We start from the raw sequence: 11,673 nt of genomic DNA, 5'->3' as shown, positions 1-11,673 counted from the left end.
TTTTGGAGTAGGACAAAAAGAACGGGACAAGACTTGAGCAGGCTCAGATATGCAGGGATTTGCACGCAACAGCCGCTATATACGCGCGTCAGTGCCGGGCGCGGTGACGGTGTTACGTGATTCGGGAGCGGACCGGGGCATTCCGGGACACCGATTCGCGAGACATCCTGACGCGAGTGATTCTGACGTGAGTGATTCTGACGTGAGAGGTCGTGAAGATTTTTACGGAAAAACCGGGAGAAATCGCTTGACTTTCGTCTCAAACCCTGAGGGGGGGGATTTCTTGGCAAATATGTCCAGACGAATCATTACAGCGGTCTCGCAGATCATGTGTGACGCGCTCAAGCCTACCCCTATTGGCGCAGATTGTAAATGCGCGCCGGAGGGCTGCGGCTCTATACTATATGGAGCGTCCGCACGATTCGGGCGGTACAGATATTGCGCCAGACAGTACGCGAGGCTGCGCGCCAGATATTGCGACCCCACCGATATACCGGCCGGTTGCGATCAGAGGCCCACCAGCACAGGAGGAGACGGGATCCGGAACGCGATGATGTAAGGCCAACAAAGAGTTGAGGCCAAAAAAGCAAAACGCGCAGGTCTCCCCGCGCGCCTCATTCTCGTGAGCAATCAGAATTTCATCACCTTCTGATTAGCTCACGGGACAGAAAGAGGCAACCCGAAAATGCATTTTCGGGATCGGGAGAGCTATATGTGTCACCTGGATCGGGTGTGCGGTCGGATCTGCGACGCACCTCACCCGGGCTGATTGGGCACATGCAGCGATGACCTGCGCTCTGAACATATGGAGAGCAGAGATGCGAGATTTTACATGCAGCGGGGCCCCCGGGGTTTATGATCCTGCGCGTGCGCATCAGATCCAGGCGTTTATACCGGGGGCGGAGGAACATTTTGTCTTGCCGGGGGATGTGACCAAGGCCACGGCGATCAATATTGCTGTTGCGGTTCTGATCCTGATGGGGGGCAATGCGACGGATGCGCTTGTTTATCGCAAGCTTGCAGATCAGACCACGCGGAGGGCCTGGCACAGCGGGACGGAGGCGCCGGTGAACTGGCGGCGCCAGAGCGACATGGCGCGCGAGTTGGGATTGAGCGAGCGGCAGTTTCGCAATATCGAGAGCCGCCTGGAGCGGATGGGCCTGATCGCGCGGGTGACGGCGGAGAATGGCTATCGGGGCCGTCGCGCGGGCCAGGGCTATCGCGACCCGGTCCGCTGCGGTCTGTCGCTGGAGCCGACGCTTGCCAATTACCAGGCCTTCTGCATTCTTCTGGCCGAAGCGGGCGAAGAGGAAGCGCAGCGCCAGGAGCGCATCTGGCAGATCCGCACCGCAAGGCACCGGCTGCGCCGGTTGATCGCCCCGATTGAAGACGCGGAGACCCGCGCCTGGGCGCAAGAGGCCTATGCGGATTTGAAGGGGCTTTCCCCGCGGGGCGGCTTGCGGGGCCTGGAGATGGGGGTGCTGGAGCATATCCATGCGCGTCTGTTCGATCTCGAGGATCGCATCCGCGCCGCCCTGACGCCGCTGACCCCAGAACCAAAGACGGAAGCAAAGCCAGAAGACCGGGCAGAAGACCAGCCCGAATCTCAACCCGGACCCCGGCCCGAACCAAAGACAGATCACCGGACAGCAGATCATGCAGAAGACCAGGCGGGCCCCCGGCGTGACGCGCCCTGCCCCGGAGATTCAGAGCGCGCACCGGAGCGCGCGGTTGAAAATCCCGCTCACCAGCCTGCAGAAGACGAGGAAGTCCGTGATCAGATCCCCATGGAAAACATGGTTAATCAACAGGATATCTCCGCCGCACCGGAAATTCATGGCCGATGCCATATACAACCTCAATCCAAACCTTTTGAATCTTGTAACGACCTGCAGTCGAAAATGATGACGCCAGCATACGCTGGCGACAGGGTTAGCTTGGCATTGCACCCTGACGGGCGCAATGATTGCTTTAGAAACAATGATCGCAAGGCCAGCCTGTGGATCAACCCCGAAATCCTGCAAAAACTCAACCAGAATACACTCAAAGATCTCGCATCCGAAGACGCAGCCATGTATCTTGAGGTCCTGGAAGACTGGCGCGACTGCCTGCCCTACCTGCTGCGCGACCTCTCCATCAATATATCCGCATGGCTCGAGGCCACAGATGTCATGGGTGACGAAATCGCCTTCATCGCCCTGCTCGTCATCGACAGAAACAGGTTCCATCCCGTCACACCCGTCATAAACCCGGGCGGTACACTGCGCGCATGTACACGGCGCGCCATAACAGGTGAGCTCAACCTCACACGCGCTATCCTCGGTATCTGGGAACGCGACAGACAAGGCAAACAGCCAAAGGCGCAGCCCGAAGGCAGAGCACTGCAGTGAGAGGACTTGTGGGACGGGGTGCGGGGGGCGATGAGGTGTGCGGGCGGATGGAGCGGCGCGATGTGGCGGGGAAAGGGGGTGGCTTGATGTGGGGGACGGGGAAAGGGGCGCAGGGCGGGCGCTCACAGGGTCCGAAGGGGTGGAAAGGCTATCATGGGGCGCGATGATGCGTGAAACGGGTCGCGGACAGGCCCAGGCGGAGTTTGATCATAAACGACCAGAGGCTCAGGACGGCACGGATATCAGGGCGCAGAAGATGAAACCTTCGGGACAAGATGTCAATCGGCATTGAATAATGACCCCCCATCGGCGTCCAAATTTGACCCCCCTTGGAGCTAAGAGGGGCGTTGAGGGGGTCGTGTTTAGGTTGATTCAGGAGGGGGTGGACAGCAGGTCAAACCGAAAAGAGAGCGTAGCTCGACTGAAGGTTTGACCTGCTGTCTGTTTTGAATTTATTCCCCGATTTCGAGGTTAGTCGCGGTGGTTAATTCGCCAGCTTTCGTTCCCGGTTTCGATGATATCGCAATGGCAGGGGAATCGCACTTAAGCTTTGACAGTTGAGTCGAATTGGATTCTTGAGGTTTCATCATGCGATGGAGTTTCGAGATGCCGACATTATCCAGCTATTTCAGTGAAGAAGACGATCCACGTGGAGGTAACGCGCCGCGGCATAAGTTCTGTGACCTGATGACGATCAGCCTGTTGTGTGCGCTGTCTGGCGGGGAGACTGCGGTCGATATGGAGCATTTTGGGCAGATGAAGGAGGAATTCCTTCGTGAATTTCTCGATTTGCCCCACGGCATCCCCTGCCATGATGCCTACTCGCGGCTCTTTCGCTTGATGAAGCCAACCAGCCTACAGGCCTTTTTCGACAAGTTCAGAAGCGACTTTGCTGCGGCCCATGCCGAGCATCCAGCGATCGCCATAGACGGCAAGGAGATGCGGCGCAGCTTTGACAGAGCGGCCTCCCAATCGAACCTGAACGTCGTCACTGCCTTTGCTCATGGCGCACGTCTGAGCCTTGGAGTGACGCAAAGTGCCAAGGGCGGCGGCGAGATTCTGGCTCTGCGCGAGCTGATTGAGATGCTGGACATTCGTGGCATCACCATCACGGCCGATGCCTTGCACTGCCAGCGGGAAACCTGTGACCTGATCGTGCAGGAAGGCGGTGACTATTGCATGCAGCTCAAGGGCAATCAGGGCGACATGCAAGCCGACGTGCGGGCTTTCGTGGCTGACCAGAATATTGAATACATTGATGAATACATCTCTGTAGAGGGTGACCATGGCCGGGTTGAGGAGCGGTCATATCGCGTCTACGACGTGCCAAACTATCTCGTCGACACCCATCAATGGCCGCACCTTGGCGCATTCGTTCATGTCGTTTCCAGGCGCACAGCAGGCGACACGACCAAGCAGTCCGAGCGGGTGTACCTCCTGTCAAAATGCTTCACCGCTCAGGCAGCCGCCACGCTGATCCGTGGCCACTGGGAAATCGAGAACAGCTTGCATTGGTCACTGGATGTTGTGATGAACGACGATCATCACCGCGCGCGGAAAGACAACGCGCCCGCAAACTTCGCCGCGTTACGACGGATCGCATTGGGCATCATCAAGACAAATACCGCGAAAGGCTCAAACCGCGTGAAGTTCAAAAAGGCAGGCTGGAGTAACGACTTTCTGCGCACTCTAATCGCAGGGCTTTGAAGCGCGATTGCCCTGATCGCAATGGTGTGTCAGTCGATCCAGGAGAGCAGTGGTCATTTTGGCATCTGTGAACACACTCGGCCATTTAGCAAATGCGAGGTTGGTTGTTAGCAGAATAGACGTTCGCTCGTACAGTTTGCTGATGAGATGGAAGAGTAATCGTCCACCAGACTCTGCGAACGGCAGATAACCGAGTTCGTCTATAATCACGAGGTCGACGCGGATCAGCTGCTCGCTGAGCCGCCCGGCGTTGCCTTCGCGATGTTCAGCCTCCAGCTTGTTCGCGAGATCCACAGCGCTGAAGAACCTGACCCGCCGGCGGTTATTGACCGCGTGGCCCCCGATCGCTGTTGCGAGATGCGTTTTGCCCGATCCGGTTCCACCGACCAGCACGCCATTCCTGGCCTGGTCCATAAAATCGCCGTCATGAAGATTGCGCACGACTTCCTCGTTGACGGGGCTGACCGTGAAGTCGAACTCAGGTAAGGACTTGCAGACCGGGAACTTTGCGGCACCCATCTGATACCGGATCGAGCGCGCAGTCTTTTCGGCCAGTTCGGCCGTGAGGAGTTCGGCCACGACCTGTTGGGGCCGCCAGTTGTTTTTGGCTGCGGCCTGCATCACTTCGTCAAAGCAGTTGACGATGCCTGGCAACTTCAGTTGACGGGCAAGTTCGAGAATTTCCTTACGCAGTTGCATGGGAGCCTCCAAGCCTGTCATAGCGAGCGCAATCCGCGATCGGTGCCATTTTCAGCTGCAGGTGGGCAGGCGGCTCAATCGCCTTTGGCGGCGGGGGATTGGTGCGCCGAGAGACAATGTTCAGGATCGCATCGGCCTTGCGCAGGCCAGATTTTAGAGCTTCTTCGCAGGCAGCCTCGACCACATCAATGTCGTGCTGGTAAGCAGCGAAAAGAATATCGGCAAGTTGCCGGTCTCCGTCGGATGTGCCCCGCAGATGGGTCCAGATCTGCGTCATTGCCGGTGGTAGGTCCCAGTCACGGAACGGTGCTCCATTGCGCAGAGCGCCAGGCTTGCGCTTGAGGACGGGCACATAGTGCCAAGGGTTGAAGATCGTTTTTCCTCGGCCGAAGCACCGTTCGTGCTCTCCGACAATCTCACCGTCTTGGCGCAGGACAATCCGCGTGGCGTAGACCTGCAACTGGACCTGACGTCCAACAGCTCTTGCCTCAACGCTGTATTTGTTTCTTTCGAAGTTGATCAGGCAGGTTCGGCTCACGGCGACCGTCTTTTCACGGAACCCGACGAAGGGCTTCTGCAGATGCGTCAGCAGCGGCTTTTCCTGCTGGAACTCCTCCCAGACCGTCACCTCCAGGTTTTCCGGATGCCGCAGTTCTTTTGCGCGTTTGATCGCGTCTTTTTGCAGCCGGGCATTCAATTCATCGAAGTCGGCCACCTCCAGACGCGGTGTAAAACTATAGGCGCGGCTCTCCTTGACCAGATTCTCAACCTGACCCTTCTCCCAACCGGCCGCGCGCGTACAGGCGATCGGGTTCACCAGATGATGAGAACACATCCGGGAGAATGCCTTGTTGAACTTTCTTTCCTTGCCCGACAGGATCGCATCGACGGCGGTCGTCATGTTATCGTAGATCCCGTTGATGCAGCCTCCACCAAAGAATTTGAAGGCCTCGTCGTGGGCATCAAAGACCATCTCCTGCGTCTCGCGCGGATAGGCAATGGAGAATGGCATGCGGCTATGGCAAAGTTTGAAATGGGCAACCTTCACGGTCGTGAGTGCACCGTCCATCAAAACCGTCTCCACACTCCAGTCGAACTGGTACGCCTCCCCAGGATCAAAGATCAGCGGGATGAACGCCTGCGCCTGTTGTCGGCCGTGCGCAATGCGCCAATTCTTTGTGTAGCGTCGAACACTGTCATACCCGCCGCCAAAACCATCATCGGAGAGTTCCTTCCAGATTTTGGTCATCCGCTTGCGGTGTTTCTTCGGAAGCGCCTCGTTCTCCTCAAGCGTTTCATCCAGACGCGCGCGCCAAGGCCCGAGCACCGGGTATGGCTGCGATTTGCGCTCCTGACTTCCGACATTTTTTCGTATAAGTCATTGATATTATTATGCCTTGGTTGCCAAAAGGCACTACACGGACTTTTTTCGCCAGCGATTGTTTCGGAGTGTTGAGGGAGCTCAGGCTTTGGTCTGGCCAGTTTTTCGGGTGCGCCCGGGGGGTATCTTGAAAGGGGCTTCGTTCCAGGTCAGGCCGACGCAGGTGAGGATGCGTCTGGCATCGACCGTGGCATGGCTTGGCATGCCGTAGCGGTCAGGGGTGCCTTTGTGGCGCAGGATCGAGAGCTGCAATGCGTTCAACTCGTTGCGGATACGAGCCGGGCTCATCGGGTGTCCGAGCAGGTCCAGATGCTTGCGCAGGTGCTGCAGGCAGCAGAAGGCCATGTAGCAGATGGCGATATGGGCCCGGACCCGACGCGGCGACCAGTGATAGATGGGCCGGATTTTCAGATCGTGCTTGTTGGTGCGGAAGCAGGCTTCGATCTCCCACAACTGGTGATAGCGGGCAATGACGTCCTGTGCCTCCAGTTCGTCCGCACCATGAACAACAATGGCATGCAGCCCGTCCCATTGTGCCGCTGCCTTGATCTTTGCATCATCCAGCGTGACGTCCCCGCTGTCGGGGAAGGCCAGGAAGCGGCCATATCCCCGGCTGCTGAAGCTGCCGGGTTTGCGAGAGCGCTTGAGCTTCTTGTGCAGCTTTTCGATTGCCTTGTCGCGCTTGTGGGCATCATTGCGTGCCCGGGTGGGTGACCAGGTCACAATGACCCGCGCTCCCTCCTGGTCGATCACCTTGTACCAGCCCTTCTCGGTTGCCTCTTCAGAACCGTGTCCAGCCCAAGGCTGGCGTCCCTCCGGGCTCAAAATGTTCGCCTTCACGGCGGCCGGGGCGGACTTCATGCGATAGCCGAGGATGTAGGGCAGACCCTTGTTCTGCAACATCTGCTGGTTGTCCTTGCTGAGCATGGCGGCATCGGCCACGAACGTGACCCTGGCCACGTCGAAGCGTCCCTCCAACGCCTTCAGCGCAGCTTCCAGCGTATGACCTTCCCAGGTGTTTCCCGGGAAGAGTTCATAGCCCACAGGCAGCCCATCGGAGGTGACGATCAGCGCCAGCATGACCTGAGCGCGGTGATGCTTGCCATCCTTGCTGAAGCCCTTGGCCAGAAGATGATCCTGCTCGACCCCGTCCGCATCCTCGGCCGGGTCCTCGCGCTCGGTGTCAAAGGCCAGGGTCGTGCAATCGTAGAACAGCACGGTCACTGGCCCGCCCAGCAACTTCTCTGCCGCCGCGTGAGAGGTTTTGCAAATCCCGTCTATCACCGGCGTATTGATGTAATCCATGCTCCGATAGACCACGTCCAGATTGAGCGTGATGCCTGCCTGGTTCTCCAACGCCTCCACGGTCGCGCGCTTGCTCTCGGGCTGTGCGATCCGCGCCATAACCAGCTCTTTCACAATGCGATTGGCACTTTTACGCGCCGCCCCCAGAAGGGCCCCCCAACCCAGTTGGTCATACATCGTCCCCATGACATCCCGCAGACCCAGAGAGACCCGCGCCTCCTCACGGCACTCGGCAAGATCAACGCCAAGCTTGTCCGGCCGCGGAGCGCGGCGCACCAGCGCCTGCAGATCGGCATATTCCGTGGGCGTGAACAGTTCCATTTGCGGCGAGCGATCAATGCGTAATTGCTCCATCAAGCGGCCCGCCAGACGCTTGATATCCTCAATCTCGCTGTCGTTATGGGCCACACCCACATGGCGCAGGATCTTCTGGCGTACCTTGGAGCCGGTGCGGACGGATTCAACGATCTGGATCCGTGTGCGGTTGAGCTTTGCGTCATGTTTGGTGCGGATGAACATGGGCGAAGAGGTTAGCCATCTGAAGGCCCATGTCAATACTTTTTATAATAATGGGGCACTACAACGCGCCTCTGAGCAACCACACCTGAAAACAAACCAAAAACCCAGTCAGATCAACAAAAAGGTCGGAAGTCAGGAAGCGTTTCATCCAGACGCGCGCGCCAAGGCCCGAGCACCGGGTATGGCTGCGATTTGCGCTCATATTTGAACTCCGTCACTCCCGATCGGATTATCTTTCGAACCGTTGCACGGCTCAAATTGAGCGAACGGCAAATTTCCTTGATGCTCTTTTTTTCGATCAGGTGTAAGCGACGCACTTTTCTAATAGTTTCCACGCAAATCATCCCGCTTGCCTCTCCATCGACTGCTCAATGAAAAGGATGTCTACAACCATAGGGAGGGGTCAAATTTGGACGCCGATTTCCCCGCTTAGGGGGTCAAAATTGCACGCTTTTCTACAGGACAAGAGGCGGCAACCACAGTGCTGGCGCGATGGAAAGCATTGGCCGAGATCGAAAACAGCCGCGCCAAGAAAACCTGGGGTCTGTCCCGCGCAAGCTCTGATCGACCGGCAATATATGGAGACCCGGTGGAAAATGCGGCACGTGCCAAGAGGGATGCGAACATAGAGGCCTGGGCCGCAGCGGGCATGAGCGTCAAGGAGATCAGTCACCGCACCGGACTTGTCCCGACATCCGTTACAGCTTCAAGCCTTATCTCTGAAGCACATGCGACACGAATGTCCCGAGAGCGCGAAGCGTGGCAGGGTATTCGTGTCTCAAGTTTAAGGCTTGAAGCTCTAATCGCATTTTACGGCTGCGCAGGCGGCAAGCCGGTGAGGAAAACACACAGCAGCGCTGAAATACTGTCGGACAGACAGAACACCACAGGGTGACAGCAGAGGATGGCAGAATGACGGCGGAGAGGGTCGAGATGGATGAGAGGAATGAGCCTGGGCGACAGCGGCAGCACTCGGTCATCACAGCAGAAGAACGCCGCCTCATCGACGAGGCCGTCGCCAAAGGCCGGGTCACCCGTATCCCCACCGGGGCAAGTGCGTTCGAGCGAACATACATCTGGAAGCCCGGGCGCAAGAACAGCATGAAACTTGTGCTCGTGAACGACGGCGCCGAGCGCAAGCCGGGGGAGGCCTGGCGCCGACAGATCGCCGAACAAGGACGGTTGGCAAAGGCCCGGAACAGCGCGCAGGGCCGCAAACGCAAGTGACAGGAACCCGGCAGACCTCTATGATGGGGGCCGAGGAGATAGAGACCCATGACCGCACAGGACCGCAACATCCAGACACCCCGACGCAGGGCAACCTACCAGGACGTCCTCGACGCACCGCCCAACAAGGTCGCCGAAGTGCTGGCAGGAACGCTCTATACCCAGCCAAGACCCGCCATGCGACATGCATGGGCAAGTTCGGGGGTGGGAGCAAAAATCAACCCGCCATTTAACTACGGGGATGGTGGCCCCGGCGGCTGGTGGATTATTGATGAGCCGGAATTGCATCTGGGCGAGGATATCCTGGTGCCCGATCTGGCGGGCTGGCGGCGCGAGACCATGCCGGACTACCCGGATACGGCCTATTGTAGCGTCCCACCGGATTGGGCCTGCGAGGTGCTGTCGCCCTCAACGCGGCGGATCGATCGGCACGAAAAGGCCGGCATCTATGCCCGCGAAGCCGTGCAGCACCTCTGGCTTGTCGACCCCGCAGCCAAAACGCTGGAAGTCCTGGAACTGCGCGACGGCCACTGGGTGCTGCTGGTCACACTCGCCGATGATGCGCCCGTCTCACAGCCCCCCTTCGACGCCATCACCTTCCCGCTCGATGCGCTCTGGCCGGAAGGAACAAGCGAACCAGAGGGGACGGGCGAAGAAAGAAAAAAACCGCGCGATAAATAGATAATTCGGACACGGGTACCCGGAGGACGACCGATGAAGCAAGCATCACCCCCCTGCGATTATACACCATCGGAGGCTATCGTTGCGGCGGTGAAGTTGATAGTCTCGAGATTGCCATGCCCTGATGATACCGGAGTCCGTTAACTCTAGTCAGCGCTCTCTGAACTGTTGCACTAACTAAAGGAATCGAGAAATGAATATCAAGATAGGGAAAATTATACCGACCTTGGTTGCTTTAGTTGGTCTACTTGCTGCTGGCATTACGATATACCAATATCTCAAACCATCTCCAATGCCCGATCATGATATTGTTTTGATTGAAGAAAGAAAACCCAACACGATTATTAACAGTGATACGACAGTGTCAGATACATCAAATTTAATTTCAAATGAGCTATTAATTGATGGTGTCGCTCTAAATGTTGAAAATGGAAGTCTTTTGGTCGCAAATGTAATTAAAATGATTAATGGTGCGGAAATATATGGCGATCAATTTTATATTATTGCCACAAAAATCATTGGTGGAAAAATATCGGCAACAGGTTCACAGGGAAAGAACGGTGGAGATATTTTTGTCGCAAGCGCACTTATTGACGGAACCGAAATTGTCTCCAATGGCCAAAATGGAATTGATGGTAAAAACGGGCAGGACGGCCCTCAAGGATTTAATGGTCAAAATGGCAGAGATGGAGATTGTGGCCCGGGAATTTTTGGTGAATGGCGTACACCAGAACCTGGTCATAACGGCGGTGATGGTGGTGATGGTGAAAGCGGTGGAGATGGCGGAAACGGTGGGGATGCCGGGAAAATAACGGTTCTTACTTCGAATGAACTTTCATTGCTTCCTGTTTCTGAAGGTGGACTTGGGGGACGAGGTGGTCAGGGAGGTGCACCCGGACGCGGCGGCAAAGGTGGTGCCGGCGGGCGGGGATGTACCGGGCTTGGAGGAACTGTAACCAATCGTATTTCCGGAAATGACGGCCTTGATGGAAACCAGGGGAAAAGCGGAAAAAACGGATTGCCAGGAAAAAGCAATGAACCAACTGTCAAGACCATAAGTTTTGATCAAGTAAAGAAAGTTTATGAAGAATATGAAAATGATCCAAATAGTCTCATTGATCATCTCTTGAAAATTCAACCCAAAAGCTGATTCGCTGCAGAGCAATCTAGGAACATCCAGATAGTTTCGTCTCCAATAGCTGTGAGTTATAGGCGCTGCGGGATGGCAATCATCTGAATGTCTAAAATAATTGTGGTATACAAAGTGGTAAAATGATAAAGTTAAATCCCGTCCCCAAACCCCAGAAACATCCAGCCACGTATCAGGATGTGATTGATGCTGACCCAAAATTAGTGGCTCAGATCATCAACGGTACCCTGCACACTCACCCGCGACCAGCCTTCCCGCATGCAGTTGCAAGTTCGGGTCTTGGTATAGAAATTGGAAGTCCGTTCTTTCGCGACAAGGGAGGCCCCGGTGGCTGGTGGATATTGTTTGAGCAAGAGGTACATCTCGGCGGCGATGTTATCGTTCCCGATATTTCAGGCTGGCGGCGTGAAACCATGCCCGAGCCGCCGGAAACCCCCTTTGTTGCCATTGCACCGGACTGGGCGTGTGAAGTGCTGTCCCCTTCAACCCGACAGATCGATCTGGGACCCAAGCGGAATATCTATGCAAGAGAAGGTGTGGGATATCTTTGGTTTGTGGATCCGGATGGGCGAACCCTGGAGGCGTTTGAGCTGAAGGATGGAAAATGGGTTCTG

General features: G+C 56.6%; 11 protein-coding genes and 1 pseudogene. 8 read left to right on the top strand and 4 right to left on the bottom strand.

Translation table 11 applies throughout. The features are described from left to right. Positions 1-818 precede the first annotated feature (818 nt). Both repC and ACOERD_RS07290 read left to right on the top strand, forming a co-directional pair. The gene (gene repC, locus ACOERD_RS07295) at positions 819-2,390 is read left to right on the top strand and encodes a replication initiation protein RepC (RefSeq protein WP_419738548.1); all 1,572 of its coding nucleotides are present in this window, start codon (positions 819-821) and stop codon (positions 2,388-2,390) included. Between the two features lie 606 nt (positions 2,391-2,996). Next, positions 2,997-4,097 (top strand): ISAs1 family transposase, encoded by a 1,101-nt coding sequence (locus ACOERD_RS07290; RefSeq protein ID WP_419738547.1) that lies wholly within the window; start codon positions 2,997-2,999, stop codon positions 4,095-4,097. Here the strand turns inward: ACOERD_RS07290 and istB are convergent. The 3 genes from istB to ACOERD_RS07275 all read right to left on the bottom strand — a co-directional run bounded on the left by istB (position 4,080) and on the right by ACOERD_RS07275 (position 8,001). After that, on the bottom strand, positions 4,080-4,796 hold the full coding sequence (gene istB / locus ACOERD_RS07285) for an IS21-like element helper ATPase IstB (protein WP_419738546.1): 717 nt from the start codon (positions 4,794-4,796) through the stop codon (positions 4,080-4,082). The genes ACOERD_RS07290 and istB overlap by 18 nt on opposite strands. Continuing rightward, complete coding sequence (istA, locus tag ACOERD_RS07280) at positions 4,783-6,171, bottom strand: IS21 family transposase (RefSeq protein ID WP_419738549.1); 1,389 nt, start codon at positions 6,169-6,171, stop codon at positions 4,783-4,785. The genes istB and istA overlap by 14 nt, the downstream gene beginning before the upstream one ends. A gap of 87 nt (positions 6,172-6,258) precedes the next feature. After that, positions 6,259-8,001 (bottom strand): IS1634 family transposase, encoded by a 1,743-nt coding sequence (locus tag ACOERD_RS07275; RefSeq protein ID WP_419737624.1) that lies wholly within the window; start codon positions 7,999-8,001, stop codon positions 6,259-6,261. On the opposite strand from ACOERD_RS07275, the gene ACOERD_RS07270 reads away from it, so the two are divergent. Next, positions 7,994-8,209 (top strand): hypothetical protein, encoded by a 216-nt coding sequence (locus ACOERD_RS07270; protein ID WP_419738545.1) that lies wholly within the window; start codon positions 7,994-7,996, stop codon positions 8,207-8,209. The two genes, ACOERD_RS07275 and ACOERD_RS07270, sit on opposite strands and share 8 nt — an antisense overlap. On the opposite strand, the pseudogene ACOERD_RS07265 reads toward ACOERD_RS07270, so the two are convergent. Then, positions 8,139-8,345: pseudogene (locus ACOERD_RS07265) on the bottom strand (IS21 family transposase); the annotation flags it as partial. The gene ACOERD_RS07270 and the pseudogene ACOERD_RS07265 sit on opposite strands and share 71 nt — an antisense overlap. Before the next feature lie 158 nt (positions 8,346-8,503). Here ACOERD_RS07265 and ACOERD_RS07260 point away from each other — a divergent pair. From ACOERD_RS07260 to ACOERD_RS07240, 5 genes are all read left to right on the top strand, one after another. Beyond that, positions 8,504-8,896 carry a hypothetical protein gene (locus tag ACOERD_RS07260; protein WP_419738544.1) on the top strand — a complete coding sequence of 131 codons (393 nt, stop codon included), beginning with the start codon at positions 8,504-8,506 and terminating at the stop codon, positions 8,894-8,896. Between the two features lie 17 nt (positions 8,897-8,913). Next, entirely contained in the window at positions 8,914-9,228 is a 315-nt protein-coding gene (locus tag ACOERD_RS07255; RefSeq protein ID WP_419738543.1) for a hypothetical protein, read from the top strand. A gap of 48 nt (positions 9,229-9,276) precedes the next feature. Then, positions 9,277-9,909: a Uma2 family endonuclease gene (locus ACOERD_RS07250; RefSeq protein WP_419738542.1), complete on the top strand. Its 633-nt coding sequence runs from the start codon at positions 9,277-9,279 to the stop codon at positions 9,907-9,909. 193 nt (positions 9,910-10,102) lie between these two features. Further along, positions 10,103-11,059, top strand: coding sequence for a hypothetical protein (locus ACOERD_RS07245; protein ID WP_419738541.1), 957 nt, complete (start codon positions 10,103-10,105; stop codon positions 11,057-11,059). 122 nt (positions 11,060-11,181) lie between these two features. Next, positions 11,182-11,673, top strand: a 492-nt coding sequence (locus tag ACOERD_RS07240; protein WP_419738540.1) for a Uma2 family endonuclease, incomplete at its 3' end; no start/stop codon positions are given.

This window comes from Ruegeria sp., assembly GCF_965199275.1.
Taxonomy (GTDB): domain Bacteria; phylum Pseudomonadota; class Alphaproteobacteria; order Rhodobacterales; family Rhodobacteraceae; genus Ruegeria.
The sequence above is the reverse complement of the archived record's forward strand: the minus strand, read 5'-3'. Positions and strand labels throughout refer to the sequence as shown.

Bases quoted from the DNA above. Each gene is read 5' to 3' on its own strand.
- repC (WP_419738548.1), top strand. From the start codon at position 819: ATGCGAGATTTTACATGCAGCGGGGCCCCCGGGGTTTATGATCCTGCG.
- ACOERD_RS07290 (WP_419738547.1), top strand. From the start codon at position 2,997: ATGCCGACATTATCCAGCTATTTCAGTGAAGAAGACGATCCACGTGGA.
- istB (WP_419738546.1), bottom strand. From the start codon at position 4,796: ATGCAACTGCGTAAGGAAATTCTCGAACTTGCCCGTCAACTGAAGTTG.
- ACOERD_RS07270 (WP_419738545.1), top strand. From the start codon at position 7,994: ATGAACATGGGCGAAGAGGTTAGCCATCTGAAGGCCCATGTCAATACT.
- ACOERD_RS07275 (WP_419737624.1), bottom strand. From the start codon at position 8,001: ATGTTCATCCGCACCAAACATGACGCAAAGCTCAACCGCACACGGATC.
- ACOERD_RS07255 (WP_419738543.1), top strand. From the start codon at position 8,914: ATGACGGCGGAGAGGGTCGAGATGGATGAGAGGAATGAGCCTGGGCGA.
- ACOERD_RS07250 (WP_419738542.1), top strand. From the start codon at position 9,277: ATGACCGCACAGGACCGCAACATCCAGACACCCCGACGCAGGGCAACC.
- ACOERD_RS07245 (WP_419738541.1), top strand. From the start codon at position 10,103: ATGAATATCAAGATAGGGAAAATTATACCGACCTTGGTTGCTTTAGTT.